11 protein-coding genes are annotated in these 18,875 nt (G+C 58.4%); 5 read left to right on the top strand and 6 right to left on the bottom strand.

The genetic code is table 11. The features are described from left to right. Positions 1-242 precede the first annotated feature (242 nt). The 4 genes from purB (at position 243) to BP758_RS00405 (ending at position 8,944) form a co-directional block, all read left to right on the top strand. A complete protein-coding gene (gene purB / locus BP758_RS00420; RefSeq protein WP_292367624.1) occupies positions 243-1,583 on the top strand; it encodes an adenylosuccinate lyase in 1,341 nt (446 codons plus the stop codon). A 79-nt stretch (positions 1,584-1,662) separates the two neighbouring features. Continuing rightward, positions 1,663-3,471 carry a PAS domain-containing sensor histidine kinase gene (locus BP758_RS00415; protein ID WP_292367622.1) on the top strand — a complete coding sequence of 603 codons (1,809 nt, stop codon included), beginning with the start codon at positions 1,663-1,665 and terminating at the stop codon, positions 3,469-3,471. Then, positions 3,468-3,833: a response regulator gene (locus BP758_RS00410; RefSeq protein WP_292367620.1), complete on the top strand. Its 366-nt coding sequence runs from the start codon at positions 3,468-3,470 to the stop codon at positions 3,831-3,833. Before BP758_RS00415 ends, BP758_RS00410 begins: the two co-directional genes overlap by 4 nt. 185 nt (positions 3,834-4,018) lie before the next feature. Continuing rightward, entirely contained in the window at positions 4,019-8,944 is a 4,926-nt protein-coding gene (locus BP758_RS00405; RefSeq protein ID WP_292367618.1) for a PAS domain S-box protein, read from the top strand. A gap of 122 nt (positions 8,945-9,066) precedes the next feature. Here the strand turns inward: BP758_RS00405 and BP758_RS00400 are convergent, their stop codons facing one another. Together BP758_RS00400 and dcd are read right to left on the bottom strand one after the other, a co-directional pair. After that, positions 9,067-10,917, bottom strand: coding sequence for a threonine--tRNA ligase (locus tag BP758_RS00400; RefSeq protein WP_292367616.1), 1,851 nt, complete (start codon positions 10,915-10,917; stop codon positions 9,067-9,069). Positions 10,918-11,036: 119 nt separating this feature from the next. Then, positions 11,037-11,588, bottom strand: a complete 552-nt coding sequence (gene dcd, locus BP758_RS00395) for a dCTP deaminase (RefSeq protein WP_292367614.1) — start codon at positions 11,586-11,588, stop codon at positions 11,037-11,039. Between the two features lie 167 nt (positions 11,589-11,755). Between dcd and BP758_RS00390 the strand changes: the two genes are divergently transcribed. Continuing rightward, on the top strand, positions 11,756-12,091 hold the full coding sequence (locus BP758_RS00390) for a cupin domain-containing protein (RefSeq protein WP_292367613.1): 336 nt from the start codon (positions 11,756-11,758) through the stop codon (positions 12,089-12,091). A 17-nt stretch (positions 12,092-12,108) separates the two neighbouring features. Here BP758_RS00390 and BP758_RS00385 read toward each other — a convergent pair whose 3' ends face one another. From BP758_RS00385 to BP758_RS00370, 4 genes are read right to left on the bottom strand one after another with little or no spacing between them, the layout of a single operon-like run. Then, positions 12,109-12,936, bottom strand: a complete 828-nt coding sequence (locus BP758_RS00385; protein ID WP_292367611.1) for a response regulator — start codon at positions 12,934-12,936, stop codon at positions 12,109-12,111. Next, positions 12,923-13,960, bottom strand: a complete 1,038-nt coding sequence (locus tag BP758_RS00380; RefSeq protein WP_292367610.1) for a response regulator — start codon at positions 13,958-13,960, stop codon at positions 12,923-12,925. Before BP758_RS00380 ends, BP758_RS00385 begins: the two co-directional genes overlap by 14 nt. After that, positions 13,960-17,463, bottom strand: a complete 3,504-nt coding sequence (locus BP758_RS00375; protein ID WP_292367608.1) for a PAS domain S-box protein — start codon at positions 17,461-17,463, stop codon at positions 13,960-13,962. The genes BP758_RS00380 and BP758_RS00375 overlap by 1 nt, the downstream gene beginning before the upstream one ends. Further along, a complete protein-coding gene (locus tag BP758_RS00370; RefSeq protein WP_292367607.1) occupies positions 17,453-18,502 on the bottom strand; it encodes a hybrid sensor histidine kinase/response regulator in 1,050 nt (349 codons plus the stop codon). Before BP758_RS00370 ends, BP758_RS00375 begins: the two co-directional genes overlap by 11 nt. Positions 18,503-18,875 lie beyond the last annotated feature (373 nt).

Below are 18,875 nucleotides of genomic sequence, written 5' to 3'. Positions count from 1 at the left end.
GGCCCGGACTTTTTTTTGGAGGGGTCCCCCCACCCCCCCGTGCCCGGACTGTCCGGCGTGACGCGCCGGATTTTTGTCACATGTACATGTGATAATCGCATGTACATGCGAATATCGCATAATTATGTGACAACCGGTTTTGGGACTTTCGATCCAACGCGGGGAGGGGGTGGGGGACCCCCTCCACCATTTCTCTTTTCGATCCTCAACCGCTATATCCCCGGACAACCCAACTGTTCTGCATGGCAGTCCACCCGATCGAGTACCGGTACGGCACACCGGAGATGCGCAACGTCTGGAACGAAGAGAACCGTTTCTCCTGCGTTGTTGCCGCGGAGGTAGCCCTCGCGCAGGCCGAGGCAGCCCACGGCCTTATCCCGCAGGCAGCAGCAGACGAGATCGCACAGAACGCACACAAGGCCTCCCTTGCCCGGGCAAAGGAGATCGAGGAGGAGATCAACCACGACATGATGGCGATCGTAAAGGCGGTCTCCGAGGTAACGGGAGAATCCGGGCGGTGGGTGCACTACGGGGCTACCTCGAACGATATCCTCGACACGGCAACCGGCCTCCAGCTCGCGCAGGCCCTCGACCTGATCGATGCAAAACTGCGCCGGCTCCTCGGGGTGCTGCTCAAACGGGCCGGGGAGACGACAACGCTTGTCGCGGTGGGACGCACGCATGGCCAGCAGGGAGTGCCGACAACCTACGGCCTCCGGTTTGCCATCTGGGCAAGCGAGGTGGGTCGGCACATTGAAAGGCTCGAACAGCTGCGCCCCCGGGTGGCAGTCGGCCAGATGACCGGCGCGGTCGGGACGCAGGCGGCAATCGGCCCGAAAGGAATGGCCGTACAGAAATCGATGATGGAGATCCTCAAACTCTCGTCCGTGGATGTCTCAAACCAGGTGATCTCCCGGGACCGGTACGCGGAATACTTCATGTTCCTTGCAACCGTCACGACAACGCTCGACAAGATCGGGGTCGAAATCCGATCGCTCCAGCGCACCGAGATCGGGGAAGTGGAAGAAGCCTTCGGCGCAAAACAGGTCGGGTCCTCCACCATGCCGCACAAGAGAAACCCGATCAAGTCCGAGCAGGTCTGCGGCCTGGCCCGGATCGTGCGGGCAGCGGTCGAACCGGCGCTCCTCAACAACACCCTCTGGGACGAGCGCGACCTCACCAACTCCTCCTGCGAGCGGGTGCTCTTCCCCGAAGCCTCGATCCTTGCCGACCACTGCATCCGGCTTATGACAACCGTGCTCGACAACCTGGTGATCAACCGGGCCGCGATCCGGCGCAACCTCGCGTTCCTCCACGGTATCAACATGGCCGAATCCGTGATGATCGACCTTACCCGCCGGGGCATGAACCGGCAGGACGCCCACGAGCGGATCCGGATGGCGAGCATGCAGGCCCTTGCCGAGAGCCGGCCGCTTGCCGATGTGCTGGGAACAGACAACGAGGTGCTCCGGTTCTGCTCGCAAAAAGAGATCGCAGCACTCCTCTCCCCGGACTCTTATATCGGGACATCGGTGGAACAGGTCCAGGCGGTCATCGAAAAACTCCGGCCGCTGGCCGCATAAGCTCCTTTTTTTCCCGGTCTTTATTGATCCCTGACAATAATGACAGATTTATAGGGTTCCACGGTTAATCAGGAGTAAGATGGAACGGGAACTCTCTTTGCGGGGCAAACGGTTCACGCAGACAGATATTGTACGGTTTTTTGTCATTATCTCGCTCTCACTCTGCGCGATCCTGATAACCGCAGTCACCATCCCGCGCAACGACGGCATCCTCTATGCCCAGCTCTTTTATTTCCCTATCCTCTATGCAACCTATTTCTACCCGAAAGACGGGATCATCCTGTCGGGGCTCTGCGGGATTGTCTACGAATGCCTGGTATACGTAACCCTCTTTCCCGACGCAGTCGCCCTCTGGTCCGCTACCGGGCAGGCCGTCCTTTTTATCTGCGTTGCCCTCGCGGTTGCGTACTTCACGAACCGGATCCGGGTCTCCGAAGCCCGCTACCGGAGCATCTTTGAAAATTCCCTTCTGGGGATCGTCCTCTTTGACAAGAACCGGTTTACCATCAGGATGGCAAACCAGCAGCTTGCCGGCGTCCTCGGCTACACGACTGCCGAACTGGCGCAGATCTCCTTTGCAGACCTGTTCTTCTCCCCGGAGTACCAGCGGCAGTTCTTCGAGCGCCTCGGGTCCGGGCAGGACATCAGGAACTTCGAGACCTGCTTTGTGACAAAAGATGGCCGGCCCCGCTGGGTGAACCTCTCGTGGAGCAGGATCGATGAGACGATCATCAGCTGTTCCGTCATCGATATCGATGCGGAGGTACGTGCCCGAAAGGAGGCGGCCGACCGGTCCGTCCAGTACCGGCAGGTGACCGAGAGTTCCCCGACAGGGATCGTGATCGCGGAGGGAACGACCATCCGTTTTGCCAACCCGGCCTTCTCGACGATCACCGGGTACGACCCGGCCGAATATACCGGCCGGGACCTAAAAGAGATCATCATCCCCGAAGACCAGGAGAGGTTTGCGGCCTTTGCCGGCCGCTGGACCGCCGCGGCCCCGGTCCCCGACCGGGCCGGATTCTGCCTGGTCACGAAAAAGCGCGAGGTCCGGCGGGCCGTGCTCTACTTTACACCGATCACCCGGGACAACCTTCCTGCCTGCCTCATCAATATCATCGACAACACCGAGTGGGAGGAGTACCGCGAGCAGGTCGAGCAGACAAAAGAACGGCGGCGCGAGATGATGCGCGAGGTGGCACAGGAACTCATGACACCGCTCCAGCCGGTGGTAGGGGATCTCACATTACTGGTGCAGGATTCGGAATCGTTTGGCCTGACCGGCGAGACCCGGCAGATCCTCGAACGGTGCCTCACGAGCATGGACAGCGAGCGCCGGACCATCAGCCATATGCTGGAACTGTCTGCGCTTGAAGACGAGGCCCCGGACCTTGTCTACTCGGTCTTCCCCCTGCACGAGATGGTCGCTTCCGTGATCGCCGCGGGGGGGTATGCCCGCAAGGCAGATATCGTAACCGACATCCCCCCCGGGATCACCTTCGACGCCGACCGCCGGAAAGTTGCGAGTGTGCTCGATACCCTGATCGCAAACAGCATCGCCTATTCCAAACCCCCGAAAAAGATCTGGATCGCCTATCGCAGCTCTCCGGGGCTTCCCTTCCACCAGCTTGCCGTGCAGGACAACGGCCTGGGGTTTTCCGAGGCACGGCTCGACGAGATCTTTACACCGGATAACGAAGGAAATGCCGGCGGGGCGGCAAATGGCAGCGCAAGACCCGGCCTCTCCCTTACCATCGCAAAGAAGTACATCCAGCTCCACGGGGGATACATCAGCGTAGAAAGCATCATGAATATCGGGAGCACGTTTACCATCCACATCCCGAAGGTGCGGCCACAAAACAACGCTGATGAGAGAAGAACACCATGAAACAAAAAATTGTGGTCGTAGAGGATGACCAGCCTATTCTCGACCTCATGGGCATTCTGCTGACCAAAATGGGATATACCCCTGTCCTGATGCCGGACGGACCGGATGCACTGGCCGCGATCCGGTCAGATCCCCCGGCGTTAATCCTGCTCGATATCATGATGGCGCCCATCTCGGGATGGGAGTTTCTGGAAACGCTGCGAAACGAGTACAACATGCACGAGATCCCCGTCATCCTCTTTACCGCAGTACCGCTTGCAGATGAGAAAGCCCGCGAGTACCACGATCCGCACCTGGGAATCCTCCAGAAACCGGTAACCTTTAGCGAACTAAAAGAGAAGATCGGGCAGTTCCTCGCATAGCCCTTTTTTGCCGTTTCCTGCCGGCATACATTCGGTTTTTCGCTGGTTGCCGTATCGGCGGATGGGGACAGCTGTAAAAAACGCCGCGTTCCCACTTTCCCCCGAAGGGACATACAGCATTATCTGGTTAAACAACGATGGGAATATAAGAAAAACCAGGTCTTTTCCTTTGATCTGAGGCATCCATGATATCGGTCCTGTATGTCGACGATGAATCTGCGCTCCTTGAAGTCACCAAGATCTTCATGGAACGGGGCGGAGAGTTTTCTGTCGACACGGCAACTTCTGCAAAAGAAGCCGTCACGAAACTCAAGGGGGGTCATTTCGATGCGCTCGTTGCCGATTACCAGATGCCGGAGATGGACGGCATCGAACTTTTAAAATATCTCCGCCCGCGCTGCAAGGGCATGCCGTTTATCCTCTTTACCGGCCAGGGCGGCGAAGAGATTGCCAGCGAAGCGCTCAACGACGGGGCCGATTATTATATCCAGAAAGGGAGGTCTCCCCGGACCCAGCTGGCCGAGCTCGAGACAAAGATCCGGGCTGCCGTTGCCCGGCACCAGAGCGAACTGGCGCTCCGGCGTTCCGAAGAGGGGTTCCGGTCGCTTGTTGAAACCTTAAACGAGGTGGTCTGGGCTGTAAACCCCGATGGTACGATCACCTACATGAGCCCCGGGATCGATCGCTTCGGGTTCGATCCGCGGGCGGTTACCGGGAAAGACATCTCGTTCCTTGTTGCAGCAGAGGACATCCCTGAGGTCGCCCGTCAGCTTGCTGGGGTAAAATCCGGCATGACGGAGCCGTTCGAGTTCAGGATCCTGGATCCGGCCGGAAAGCCCCGGTGGGCCCGGGCCTCCTGCCGGGCGCGAACGGAAGGCGGCAGCGTCACGGGCATCGTGGGCATACTCACCGAGATATCCGATAAAAAAAAGGAGGACGAGGATATCCGGGGAAAGGAACGCCTTCACCGGCTGCTGATGGATACTGCCGCCAGCGGGATCATCGCACTCGATCCCGAGACCGGCAGCCCGACCGATTATAACACCGGGGCCTGCCGCATCCTCGGGTACCCTGTGGATGAGTTCGCAAAGTGCCGGGCCGGGGACTGGGATGTGCCGGATGCACCGCAGCGGTTCTCCGCGATCCTCAAAAACCTGTCCCCTGAGGGGAAGAGCACGTTTGAGACCCGGGTCCGGACCCGGGACGGCCAGGTCCGGGATATCTGCGGGACGGCACAGCGCATCGACGGCGGGATCCGGGAATGGATCGGGGTCACGTTCCGGGACATCACGGACGAGCATGCAGCGGGACAGCGGCTCTTACAGCAGGTTACCGCATACCGGGACCTGTACGAGGAAGTGCCGGTTGCCGGATTCACCGTTTCCCCTGCGGGAACCCTCACTGCTGCCAACCAGGCAGGTAAAGCCCTCCTGGAAGGGGGACCGGACACTCTTGCCGGGACGACCTTACAAGACTTCATCGCGACTCCTGAACAGGATGCATTCGCTGCCGCCCTCAATGAACTGGCCGCAGCGGGCAGTGCCAGAGGAAAAATCTTCACGCTCGCGATTCCGGGAAAACCGCCGCGGGCGGTACGGTTTGACGGGACGGCCGGCCGCAGTCCTGACGGGAGTCTGAGCCATTACGCGGTAACGCTTGCCGATGTTTCCGAACTGGTCCGGGAACGGGATGCGCAACGGGCCGCAGCATGTTCGGCAAAAGGAATTATCACGGGTCTCCGCGACGGGGTCCTTGCCTGCACCCCGGACCTTGTCCTGTCGGAATGGAACGAGGCAATGGAGGATATCACCGGCATCCGTGCACAGGATGCGATCGGAAAACCGCTCGGCGAGATGCTGCCGTTCCTCGGGGAATGCCGGCCGGATTCCCCGGCCGGGCGCGCCCTTGCCGGGGAGATCGCAGCGATCCCCGATACGCCCTACGAGTACCGGGCTATAGGAAAGGCCGGGTGGTGCCGGGTCGTCTTCTCACCGGTCCGGGACAACCACGGGTCCGTTACCGGGATTGCCGGCACCGTGCAGGAGGTCACGGCCCGCACGCAGGCTGCCCGGAGGATACGGGCACAGAACCGGCTGTACGCAATCGGTGAAGGCGTACGATCCGCTGCCGCACAGGCCCGGCAGCTGGAAGCATTCCTAAAAGAGACCTGCCGGATAGCGGCAGGGTCCGATGCCGTGGGCATGGCATGGATCGGGCTCTTTGACCGTGCAACAAACCTCCTCCACCCGGTTGCAGCCGCCGGGGAGACCGGGGATCTGCCAAAAGAGGGCTTTGTCACGGGCAGTACCGACGACCGGGCCGGGCCGGGCGCGGATGCACTCCGTACGGGAGTCCCCGTCATCTGCGGGGCTGCTGCCGGAATGACCCCGGCACACGATCTGCCGGCGTTCTATGCAGAGCAGGGATACCGGTCGCTGGCAGCAGTCCCGTTCCGGCTCAACGGTGAAGTTGTCGGCGTCCTCACCCTCGGTTCTACGGAACCGGAGGCATTCTCTGATGCAGAAACCGATCAGCTCGCGCTCCTGGGCTCGATACTTACCTCGGCCCTTGACCAGCTTGACAAAAAGACTCTCCGGCGCCGGGCGGGAAAAAGTGCGCACGGGAGCTGGGAACGTACACGGTTTTTGGCCGGGGGCATTGAAACCGCAGCGCTCCCCTTTGCCGCGCTCCTTGCCGACGGGACGACCGGGGCGGTAAACACGGCACTCTGCCACTTCCTCGGGTACAGCGAGGAGGAACTGCTTGCCCTCCCCTTTACCGGACTTTTTTCCGAGAAGGATGCAGCGGATGACAAATTCCGGCACGTGCTTGCAACACGGGTTCCCGAACGGTTCGATGCCGCCCTGCGGGCAAAAGACCGGACCACGCTTCCGACGGAGGTCTTTTTCCAGGCAATGACCGACGAGACGGATGGCGGGCAGTGTGTCTCGGTCTTTGTCACCGATCGTTCGGCGCTGGCAGCGCAGCTGGGAACACTCACCCAGGAGAACGACCGCTCCCGTACGCTCCTTGCAACCTGCAGTGCGCCGGTGATCCTCGTGACCGCACGCGGGCAGGTCCTCTGGGAAAACCCGGCCGCCTGCACGCTTTTCGGGCAGCAGGAAACCGGGTTCTGTCTTGCACCGGAGAACGGCGGGGGCGATCCCCGGTTCGTCGAGCTTGTCCGGACCTGCAGCGAGAACGGGCATGCACAGGGACACCTGCGCCTCATCCGGGGGGACACTACCCCCTTTGATGCGGAAGCGGAGATTTCCCGGTTCGGTGACCGGGAGGGCGAGCCGGCCTATACGCTCGTGCTCCGTGAGATTGACCCTGCGGAAACACCGGGCCGTATGCAGGACGGGGGCCCGGACCCGGTGCCCGGGTTCCTTGACCGGCTGCCCCTTCCCGTCCGCAGGGTACTCCCCGGGGAAACTGGCACTTTTTACAACCGGGCATGGCTTGCATTCACCGGAAGGACTGCCGCAGAAGAGGAGGGCGACGGCTGGAAAGATGGGATCTGCCCGGACGACCGGCATGCATACGATATGGCCTGCGCGAGTCCTGTACCGGGAGTATACGGTTCTGTCGATTACCGCCTTAAGTCTGCCGCGGGAACCTACCGGTGGATCAGGGAGATCCGGTGCCCCGGGCCGGAAGCAGGAGGTACTCCCGAAGGTACCACCTGCCTCTGCTTCGACATCGACGACCAGAAGAGAAAAGAGCTTGCGGCCGCAGAGGAAAAAACCCGGTATGCTGCCGCATTCGAACAGGCGGGCGAGGGGATCCTCTTTATCGAGGAGGACCGCATCACCGGAGCAAACCCCGCGGTGACAAATCTGCTGGGTATCCCGCAGGGTGTGATCGCCGGCCATACCCTTTTGGATTTTTCCCCGCAGACCCAGCCCGACGGCACAGATTCCGGCCGTGCACTCCTTGGGCACCTCTCTGCCGCATATGCCGGGCACGCCCGGGTCTTCTCCTGGGTTTTTTCTAAGCCGGACGGTACAACTGCCAAAACCCGTATCACCCTTGCCGCGATCCCGCTCCCGAACGTCCGCCAGGCCTGTGCAGCGATCGAGGATTGCACAAAGCAGGACCAGGCAGAAAACGAGATCGCCCGGCTCGTTGCTTTTCCGGCCATGAATCCAAACCCCGTGTTCGAAGTCCGGGCCGACCGGAGCTTCAGTTTCGTGAACCCGGCTACCATGAACGTGCTCGCATCCCTCGGGATGCTCCCGGATCCCTCCGCATTCCTGCCTCCTGACTTCGACCAGGTGGTGTCTTCGGGCATGACAGGCACTGCGCCGATGCGGGCATGCCGGGTCGTGCAGATCCGCGAGCGGTACTTCCACGAATCGGTCTGTTCGGTCCCGGGCCAGAATTCGGTCCGGATCTATGCGTACGACATCACCGACAGGGTCCATGCAACCGAGGCGCTTTCCTATGCCAACCACAAACTGGGCATCCTCACGAGCATCACCCGGCACGACATCCAGAACAAGTTAAGCGGCGTGTTCGGGTACCTGGATCTGCTCAAAGGCTCCCTGCGGGACCCGCAGCTGATCGGGTACCTCGACAAGGCGGAGGCCTCGGCGGAGGCGATTCGCCACCATATCGACTTCACCCGGGACTACGAATCCCTGGGCGGCACCGCGCCGGTCTGGCAGGAGGTCGCGCCCATTCTCGCAGATGTCCGCGCTCACCTGGATCTCGGCGAAATCTCCTTTGAAGGGCCGGAACCGGGGTTTGCGGTCTTTGCCGACCCGATGTTTGCCAAGGTGCTCTACAATCTTGTCGACAATTCGCTGCGCCACGGCGTGCATGTCCGGCACATCCGGGTAAACAGCCACCCTTCCGATGCCGGATGTCTCCTTACGTACGAGGATGATGGCGTGGGAATCCCGCAGGACAAAAAGGAGGTCATTTTCGAGCGCGGATTTACCACATCGTCAGGACCTGCACGGACATCCGGCCTCGGCCTGTTCCTTGTCCGGGACATTCTTGCCATCACCGTCATCACGATCCATGAGACCGGGGTGCCCGGCGAAGGATCGCGGTTTGAGATCGCGATTCCCCCGGGCAAGTGGAGGAGAGGACCGGCAGAGTAACGGCGTTTTTCCTTATCAGCGCCGGAGAGACCCTTTTTTCGTGAGGGACGCGGGAAACCAGACGGTACCCTGACGGGATCTTCGGGTTTTTTTAAAAAATCAAAGAAAACGAGAAAAAAGTTTTAAATATACCGCGCCTTGAGCGAGAGCTTGCGCGGGGTATAGAGCGGGCGGAACGGCTTGTCCGCAGTCTCCTTTTTCACCGCAGCGATGAGCGATTCTGCGGTCATCTGCTCCTTAAAGGGCTTGTTTGGCTCGGACTTCCGGCGGAGGGTAACGGTGAGCTTCTTGCTTGCCATCTCCTCGTCGCCAATGACAATAACGTAAGGTACCCAGTCCATGCCGGCTTCCCTGACTTTCTTTCCAACGCTCTCGTCGCGGTCATCGATATCGCAGCGGATGCTCTGGGCGTTGATGGCATCGCAGATTTCCTGTGCGTACGCCGTGTGGCGCTCGGTAACCGGCACGACCCGGACCTGGACCGGGGAGAGCCAGGTCGGCAGGGCCGGGACCTTCTGGGTCGAGATGTTCTCGAGGATCGCACAGATCACGCGCTCGACACTACCGGTCGGGGAGCAGTGGAGGATCGGCGGGTATACCGGGGTACCGTCTTCCTTAAAGTACTTGATATTGAACCGGGTCGAGCTCTCGACATCGATCTGGACGGTCGGGTTCTCGATCGGGCGGTTCTGGCCGTCGATTGCAGCAAGGTCGATCTTTGCTTCCCAGTAGTGGACGCGCTCGGAGAGGACTTCGATGAGCATCGGGCAGTCTGAGTCTTTGACGATCTTTTTGACCCATGCCTCGTTCTCATCGTAGAACTTCTTGGTGCACCGGAATGCGGCAACGAGTTTGGTCTCGAAGTCCCGCCCGGTCTTCCAGCCGATGGCGAGCTGTTCCTCGAAGCACTTCATGGCCTCGGGCATATCGGTACAGAGCGAGTGCATATCGGGCATCGTGAAACAGCGCAGGCGCTTTAACCCGATCACTTCGCCCTTCTGTTCGTGCCGGAAGGAGTACGTGGACAGTTCGTACATCTTTAGCGGGAGGGTGTTTTTGGAGATGTGCATGTCCCGCATGATAGAGAACATGCCAAAGCATGCGGCAAACCGGAGCATCATGTCCCGGTTGTTGCTCTTGAACCGGTACTGCCGCTCGCCGAACTTGGCCGCGTGTTCGCAGATTGCCTTGTCGCCGAGGTCGTACATGACCGGGGTCTCGACCGGGGTCGCGCCGTACGGGAGCACGAGGGCCAGGACGTAATCGGCAAGGAGGTCGCGGACGAGCTTGCCCTTGGGCATCCAGCGCAGGCAGCCGACATCGCTTGCGGGCTCGTAGTCAACGAGCTCTTTTGACCGCATCAGGTCGACATGGGCAGGTTCCCCGCCGGTCGGTTCTGCAACGCCCAGCTCCTTTTTCACCAGGCAGCCAAACGGCGTGTTGTCGAGGTACTGGTGGTAGTTATGGGTCTTCCCGTCGGGGGTCATGACAAACCAGTCGTGAGTTGCCTCTTTCTTGCCCTTCTTCTTTACGACCATCTCGCCGTCTTCGTCGCCACCGGGCACAATCGTCTTAGACAGCTCGGAGAGCGGGTGGCCCTTACAGGAGAGCTTGAACGACTTGTACCAGCCAAACGGCGCACGCTTGACAGCAAAACCTTCCGCAGAAAGGCCATCCTTGAGGGCATTCAGCGCAGGCACTGCAACATTTGCAGGCGCAAGATCGCTTGAAAGGTGGGCATACGGGTAGATGACGATCTTTTCCGCATGGACCTGGCCGGCTGCCTTCTTTACTTCTTCGACGGCCTGCGCGATCACGCCTTCCATATCTTCCTGGTCTACCGACTCAACCGCAGAGAATACGGTGAGCGCGTCTTCTTCGCGGTCAGCGAGAACGGCTCCCTCCTCTGCCATCTTTGTCTTCTTTTTGGCTTCGTATTCGATATAATCTGAATGTATCAGAAGAAGTCGCATTGCTTCATCTCCATTCCGGAACGGTTATTCGTATAAAATGAGCTCTTAAGGTATATACCCTCATTGCCCCGGACCGCCCTGCCAAAACGGCATAATTAAAAAAGGGCAGCCTCAGGGCCTCACTTCCGGTTCTCGGGATACCGGGAAAGGGTGGCCTGGTGCTGGTTGAGGTATTTCGCATCGGTTTTTTTGTCGTACGGGTTTTCCGCCCGCTCTGTCGTGTAAAAGACCAGCTGGCCGATCGGCATGCCGGCATAGACCTTGACCGGCCGTGCATTGACGTTTGCCATCTCAAGGGTAATGGTCCCGGCAAAACCTGCATCGATCCAGCCCCCGGTCTGGTGAAGGGTGAGACCGAGACGGGCTATGCTTGACTTGCCCTCGATGGTCGCGACAATGTTGTCCGGGAGGCCGATGCATTCGTACGTCTCGGCGAGCACGAACTGCCCGGGGTTGAGAACGAACGAGTCTGCATGCATCTCGCCCACATCCGCGGTCACGCTTGCCTTGTCGTACGGGTCGATCACCTGCGGCCCCGGCTTGTACCAGACAAAGTGGTTCCCGAGCCGGATATCGATGGAATTGGGCTGGATAAGCGCCGGATCGTACGGGTCTATCCGGATATGGCCCCGGGCGATCCGGTCCCGGAGCTGCCAGTCAACGAGGATCATGGAAGTACCCGGTTTGTGTTGCCGGAAGATAACCCCTTTCGGGGACGACCGGGTTATCCATCGTCCGGGTCAGGCCGGGCGGGTAATGCAACGAGGATTCTCACAGGCTCCCTGCACACGCAGGTCTATCTGCCAGAACGGGGTACCTCTCTTTAGGGAGAAAGGAAATGACCGGGAATTCACGCGAAGACTTAAAGGAAAAAATACTTGAAGTAAACGATCTGGTTGCCTACCAGCCCGGTACCGTTGCAAGCCGGATGATCGTGTTTAAAAAAGCCGGCACAATCACCGCGTTTTCCTTCGATGCCGGGGAAGGGCTCTCGGAACACACCGCACCGTTCGATGCCGTGCTCATGGTAACGGACGGCGTTGCCGAAGTACAGATAGCAGGCACGCCGTTTACCGTAAAAACGGGCGAGATGATCATCCTGCCGGCCGATAAACCCCACGCGGTCTTTGCGCGCGAGCGGTTCAGGATGCTGCTCACGATGATCCGGGAATAGGTCCTGCGGCGTACCTGTTATTCCCGGCGGGTGAAGATATACAAAATCTCGATTAAGGTCTGATCGGGAAGGGCGAGCAGTTCGACATTGAGGTTCATGCTCACCGAATTGCCGTTCTCCTGCAGGATCTCGACCGGGTACGGCCAGCGGACAACGGTCTCCCGTTCAGTACAGGCCTCTTTGATCAGCATATCGAGCCAGCTCCAGCTGGTGCAGGAAACCGGGAGTACTTCGCGGAGGGGTTTCCCTATCACATCGTCGCGGCTGATGCCGGCAACGCGTTCGAACGTTGCATTGACCCGCAAAACATTTCCCTCAGGATCGGTTGTCACAACGCAGTCGCTGACAAGGTCGAACATCGAGGTGACGATCCGCTGGATGGCAAGTGATCGGGCATACATCCTTTGTTTGTTGATCGCCATCTCGATGTTCGAGATCAGTTCCTTCTCATTGAACGGCTTGAGGAGGAAACTGTACGACTTGGTCTTGATCACCCGGGAGATGGTCAGGTCATCGGAATAGGCGGTCAGGAAGATGATTGGGATCTCGTAAAAAACATTGATCTGGTCAGCGGTCTCGATCCCGTCCATCGGCCCCTGGATCCGGATATCCATCAGGATCAGGTCGGGCCAGCGATCCTTTGCAATGCGGAGGGCATCGGGGCCGTTTGATGCAGTACCAACAACCAGGTATCCCCTCCGCTTGAGGGTCTCTTCCAGCTCCATTGCGGTTACGGCTTCATCTTCAACAATCAGGATCTTGTTCATGTTTTCCTTCCTGATGAGGATGTGCTCGCGGGATGAGTTCCCGTTCCCCTCCTGCTTTTTGCTTTCATGTGCCGGCATGTATTCCCGGGCCTCCGGGCCGTTCTGGATCGATCTTTGCCATCGTTACCATCATCTCGCTGAGAATCTTCGAGATCTCCTGCATGCAGGGATCCCGTGCATCACCGGTAAGCTGGGTGATACTCCCCATATGGGAGAGCAGTTTCTCGTAATTTACCTGGATCTCGCGTAGTTTCTGTTCGTATTGCTGTTCCTTTGAGATATCCCGGAGGATCACGGCCACGAACCGTACCTCGTCCCGGGAACAGAGCGGTACCCGGACAAGCGAATAGGTTACCTGACGGTCGCCGGTCACAAGCGTCTTTTCCATCCGGCTGATCCGGCGGGTCTCGAAGACCTCGCGGTACATCCGGGGAGTGCCGAGAAATTCCTGGGGTGCAAGGTCAAAGACCGGCCGGTCGCTACTGACCCCCAGGTACCCCATCCGGGAAAAGAACTGCTCAAGTGCATTGTTGAAATACACAAGATGCATCCTGCTGTCGATGACAAAGATAGGCATGTCGATAATATCGAGGATGGCCTTTTCGAGCGCTGCCGGGGGGGCGGCAGGTTCCGGCGGCACACGGGGCGGGGCCGGCGACGCAGGGGCCGTCTGCGGGACGGGTGCCGGGGGAATCCGGGGGGCATCGTCTTTTTTGCCCTGCCGTACAAGCCGGTGCTTGTACAGAGCAATTTCGATGGTAGAGTGAAGTTCCCGGTCCCGGAACGGTTTGGTCAGATAACCGTACGGCTGTGTCTTCATCGCCCGTTCCAGGGTTTTATCGTCCCCGTGCGCAGTAAGGTAGACAATGGGGATGTTGTGCTTTTCATTGATCTCCTCTGCTGCGGAGATACCGTCCCGATCTCCCTTGATACGGATGTCCATGAGGATCAGATCGGGCTTTTCCGTTTCGGCCAAACGGACGGCATCGTCTGCCGTAGAGACCGGGCCGACGACCGCATAGCCCATATTGCGCAGGGCGTCCTCAAGGGTCATTGCAACGATCGTTTCGTCCTCAACGATCATGATCCGTTTTTCCGGCATCAGTCAGCCTCCTTTGCAGGTTGTTGCCGCCCCGGGGGGAAGCGCATGACAAATGCCGTACCATTGTCGGAATGCAGGGACACGGTCCCCTTGAGCTGGTCCTGAACAAGGCGCGTGACCAGCTTGAGGCCAAGGCTGTTTGTCCGGGTGATATCTACCTCCGGGGGAATACCGATACCATCGTCTGCTACGATGAGTTCCAGGAAACCGTCCGCATCCTGGTGGAGACCGATACGGATCGTACCGCTCCCGCGTCCCTTAAAGGCATATTTCAGGGAATTTATCACCAGTTCGTTGATGATAAGACTCGCCGGTACTGCGGTATTCATATCAAGGGGGATATCGTCGACATCGAGCTTCAGGGCCACCTTGATATCGCGGTCGTCAGACATCAGCAGGGTGTTTGCGAGATTGGTGATGTGCCGCTGTGCACGGATATTCGCAAGGTTCCCGGACTGGTACAGGCTCTCGTGGACCAGTGCCATCGTGATCACCCGGGTCTCGCATTCCCGCAGTGCGTCGAGTGCCTGAGGGCTTGTGATCTGCCGGGACTGGAGGCGGATAAGGCCGGAGATGATCTGGAGATTGTTCTTTACCCGGTGGTGAATCTCCATAATCAGGATCGATTTCTCGTCCAGGGACGCCTTGAGCGTCTCCTCGTATTTCTTCCGTTCCGTGATATCCACGATGGTCCCGACATACCCGGACGCAAGGCCCCCGCCATTCCTCCGGGCAATGGCCCGTACAAGGATCCACCCGGTCGAGCCGTCCTGGTGGAGGAGACGCTGTTCCGTGGTAATTTCATCGCCCCGGGTAAGAAAAGACCGCCATTCCTCCCCGGCAGCCTTGCGATCGTCGGGATGAATTGCCGCAAGCCAGCCCGTACCGGCAGTTTTTCCCGGGGGAAGATCCATGATCCTGCACCACTGGTCGTTTACAAAGAAAAAATTCCCCCGTTGGTCAAGAAGGAATATCCCTACCGGGGCGATCTGAGAAAGGCTCCGGAACATCTCCTCGCTCTCGTGCAGGGCCGATTCCGCCCGTGTGCGTTTGGTAATATCCATAATCGTCCCTATGATCCCCCGTTCGCCCTGGTAATCTACCGTCTTGCTGTAGAGTTCGAGTACTACCCGGGTGCCGTCTTTTTTTATCCCGCGAACGGTATAGTTCGAGGACTCTTCGCGGCCCTCCACCTTACTGATCCGGTGCCGTTCCACCATCTCCTGGTCGTCGGGATCGATCAGCCGGTTGATGAACGGCTGGCCGGTGAGCTCCTCGCGGGAATACCCGAACATCTCGGCAAACCGCGGGTTCACATACTCGAGGATATCGTCGCGGAGTAAAAAGATCCCGACAAGGGAATGCTCCACCGGGTTCTGGTAGAGCTCGACCATGGTGCGGTGGTAAATTGCAGCCCCGAGGATCTCGCCGGCGGTCATGAGGGCATCGGTCTCGATCCTGGACCAGACATGGCTTTTTGTCCCCTGCTCAATCGTGAGGACTCCCCACCAGTGGGACTCTGCCATGATGGGGATGTTTATGAGGGAGAGGTTGTGGTTCTTTACGGCATATTCATCGGTTAAAAACGGCAGCTCGCGTACGGTAAGAAATGCCGGCTGGCCCTGCGACAGCATCCGGAATACGTCCGGGAAGAGTTCCCTATAGGGGATATCCTCTTCTTTTAACCGGTCAATCCGGGGATGAAACGAGGGTGCCGTCCACTCAAATGCCATGCGGACACAAAAACGTGAAGAACCTGAACCCTTGGACCGGTGGTAGTTCTGGAAGATACAGACCCTCCCGGCGCCGGTTGCCATTCCCAGTTTTTCGATCACCGACGGGATCTCGTCGCTCCATGTCGATCCGTGCAGGGGTTCTTTTAAAAACCGGTCCGCGGCATAACTGACTGCTTCGAGAATAGCGGTACGCCTCTTAAGCATCTCTTCTGCCTGCGTGCGCTCGGTAATGTCCCGTGAGATGCCAAAAAAGACCGGCTCGCCGTTCCACAACCCTTTGTGCATCTGGCATTCTACGTTTACGGGGTCTCCGCCCGCGGTAAAAAGGGTGATCGGGTATGTCCCGCTCTGGCAGGACATCATGTCTTTGGGGAAACCCGCACGCGGGTTGACCTGGTCCGGGCCCCTCAGGCCCTGGAGGGAACGGCCGATGAGGTCAGTACGGGAATAGCCCAGTTTTCGTTCGATGGCTTTGTTGATCTCGAGGATTTTCCCTTCAGGATCGAGAATTACGACAAAATCATCGATCGTATCGAAGAGCGAATGCAGGTTCTCTTCCTCACGCCGTATCCGCTCATCGGTCTTCATCTTTTCCAGCGCCGTACCCAGCTGCTGGCCGATTACTTTGAGGAGCACTTTTTCATTATCGGTAAAGCGGTGGGGGGCTGACGAGGATACGATAAGGACACCGGTCGCCAGTCCCCCGGAAGAGACCGGGACTGCTGCAAGTGAGGAGATCCCCGACAGACCGGGCTGATCCGGCGGGAGGAGGGACGTGTCCCCGATAAATACCGCCTCGTTCTTCCCGAGCGAAAGAAACGGCGGCCGGTCGAGCAGTATCGACGGGGCAGCGTCCGGCGAGGCTACAAACAGGGCCCCCTCCCCATATTTCAGGCAGGCCTCACGGCCCTCCCTCCCGATCCGGAAGAACCCGCCGCTCTCAAAATTCATGGCCTGCAGGAGCGTCCGGATCGTTTCCCTGACATGTGTTTCCGGGCTTTTTGTTGTCTCGGAGAGGGAAATAATCCGGTTCAGGATCGAGAGGCGTGTTGCCTGGGCTGCCAGCTCCTGTTCCGCATGTTTCCGTTCGGTGATATCCACCAGGGAGAGAGAGACCAGTCCCGCACCTTCGATCCGGGTCAGGCTGGCAAGAACATCGTAACCTCCCCCGGGGGTATTCAGGCGGATCTCCCGGGGTTTTTCACCGGAAACACCTGCGGACTCTTCTTCTACCAGCGCTACGAGGACCGGGGGCAGGACCTCGGCTATCTTTACCGTATCCTCTTCGAAACATGCGATCCCGAGCAGCTCGCAGCACCGGGGATTCATCTCGCTGATGATCCCTTTTACCGGATCCATTACGCAGATTCCGTTCGATGAATGCCGGAAGAGCTCGTGGTGTTTTGTCTCATTGTCCCTGCTCCGCGAAAAGAGCGAGGCGAGCACGATACTCAGACTGACATACACATAAAACTGCATTAAGGGGATCAGGACATCTGCGTTGCCAAAGGATCCGGCGGTAGTAACAGCGATCACGAGATACGCACAGGCAATTCCCAGTCCCAGGGACACGCCATGCCGGGGATACCGGAACGAGAGGAGAATGATCGGGAAATAGAACACCTGGCTGAGGATGACCAGAAATCCCTGGGTCAGGAAGAACGTCCCGATCTCTGCAAGGATAAACGTAAAAACAACGGTACAGATGACAAATGTCTGGACAAGGGTAAACCGTTTCTGTGTCAGGATCTCCCCGTCAGAGCTCACGGAATTTCCTCCGGTACTGCAGGCCGGGGACGGTGATCTCGAAACGGGCCCCGACACCGGGCCTGCCGGTCTCCACGATCGTCATCCCGCTGATCTCGAGAATCTCCTGCACGAGGAAGAGACCCTTGCCGCCGCCATACTGGATGTTATGGGAGAACAGTCCTTTTTTCTGAGGTTCCGGGATACCCTCGCCGTTGTCCTCGACTACGAGGATCCCGTGATCGCCTTCTTCCCGCAGGCTGATCGTTATATGATCGACATGTCCCCCGTGACGGAGGGCGTTCTCGAAGAGGTGATAAAAGACCTGGGAAAAGAGCGGGTCGGCAAAGATCTCCAGCGGTTCGGTGGTATTTTCCACGATAATATTTTTCAGCGGCACTGCATCGGCTGCCGAACGGATCAGGTGCCCGATATCCTGCCATTCTTCGGTCTTGTGCCCGAGCTTGCTGTACTCCCCTTCGAACCGTATCCGGTTGCGGATATGGCGGACCAGATCGCCGGCTTTTTTAATATATTCCTGGTCGGGGGAGTCGGGCGGAAGATCCTGCCCGATCAGTTCGATGTACCCGTTGATGGCGAGCGCCTTGTTGAAGATATCGTACTGGGTGATATGGTCGATGACGGTGGCCTTGAAAAGCTCGCGTTTTAATTCCTGCTCGGCAAAGAATGCCCGGTGCTTGTAGAGCGCGATCTCTATCGAGGTATAGAGCTCGTTTTTCCGGAACGGTTTGATGAGATACCCGAACGGGTGGGTGGCAATGGCCTTGTCCACGGTCTTTGGGTCCGAGTGGGCGGTCAGAAAGATGACCGGGATCCTGTACAGGTGGTAGATATGCTCGGCCGCCGAGATCCCGTCGAGATCGCCCTTGAGCCGGATATCCATGAGGATGAGGTCGGGGCGCTTCTCGGCGGTCATCACGATGGCGTCCTGGCCGGTCATGACCGGGCCGATGACCTCGTACCCCATCTGCTGGAGGACCGACTCGATCTCCATTGCAATGACCACTTCATCTTCGACTACCAGGATACGGCCGGCCATCACAAATCTCTCCTAAAAAGATTAATCAAGCGCCTCTTTTGGTAAGGGTATGCGTATTGCAGCACCAGTAACCCCGATGGGTAACAGGATAAAGCGGTGCCATGTGACAGTGTGATAATTTCTAATGATAGTATATAGATATGCCTAAAATAATAATCATAACATTACTGCGATGTTAAGAAAAAGGGAATAATTCAATCGCAGGGTCACCGGATTCCTGCCAAAAAAGCGTCCCGGATCGCATATTCCGGGGGCAGAAAATTTCATCTTCCTTATGACACGCTTTTTTTTTTAAAAAAAAAGTGTCCTATTCCAAGAGTATTAATTACCATATTGTTCAGTAATCATTTACCCATTACCGATAACCAGAACG

The sequence above is a fragment of the Methanoregula sp. UBA64 genome (assembly GCF_002502735.1).
Taxonomy (GTDB): Archaea; Halobacteriota; Methanomicrobia; order Methanomicrobiales; family Methanospirillaceae; genus Methanoregula.
Note: the sequence above shows the minus strand (reverse complement) of the source record. Positions and strands in the feature narration are given on the sequence as shown.

Bases quoted from the DNA above. Each gene is read 5' to 3' on its own strand.
- purB (WP_292367624.1), top strand. From the start codon at position 243: ATGGCAGTCCACCCGATCGAGTACCGGTACGGCACACCGGAGATGCGC.
- BP758_RS00415 (WP_292367622.1), top strand. From the start codon at position 1,663: ATGGAACGGGAACTCTCTTTGCGGGGCAAACGGTTCACGCAGACAGAT.
- BP758_RS00410 (WP_292367620.1), top strand. From the start codon at position 3,468: ATGAAACAAAAAATTGTGGTCGTAGAGGATGACCAGCCTATTCTCGAC.
- BP758_RS00405 (WP_292367618.1), top strand. From the start codon at position 4,019: ATGATATCGGTCCTGTATGTCGACGATGAATCTGCGCTCCTTGAAGTC.
- BP758_RS00400 (WP_292367616.1), bottom strand. From the start codon at position 10,917: ATGCGACTTCTTCTGATACATTCAGATTATATCGAATACGAAGCCAAA.
- dcd (WP_292367614.1), bottom strand. From the start codon at position 11,588: ATGATCCTCGTTGACTGGCAGCTCCGGGACCGGATCGCCCGGGGCCAT.
- BP758_RS00390 (WP_292367613.1), top strand. From the start codon at position 11,756: ATGACCGGGAATTCACGCGAAGACTTAAAGGAAAAAATACTTGAAGTA.
- BP758_RS00385 (WP_292367611.1), bottom strand. From the start codon at position 12,936: ATGCCGGCACATGAAAGCAAAAAGCAGGAGGGGAACGGGAACTCATCC.
- BP758_RS00380 (WP_292367610.1), bottom strand. From the start codon at position 13,960: ATGCCGGAAAAACGGATCATGATCGTTGAGGACGAAACGATCGTTGCA.
- BP758_RS00370 (WP_292367607.1), bottom strand. From the start codon at position 18,502: ATGGCCGGCCGTATCCTGGTAGTCGAAGATGAAGTGGTCATTGCAATG.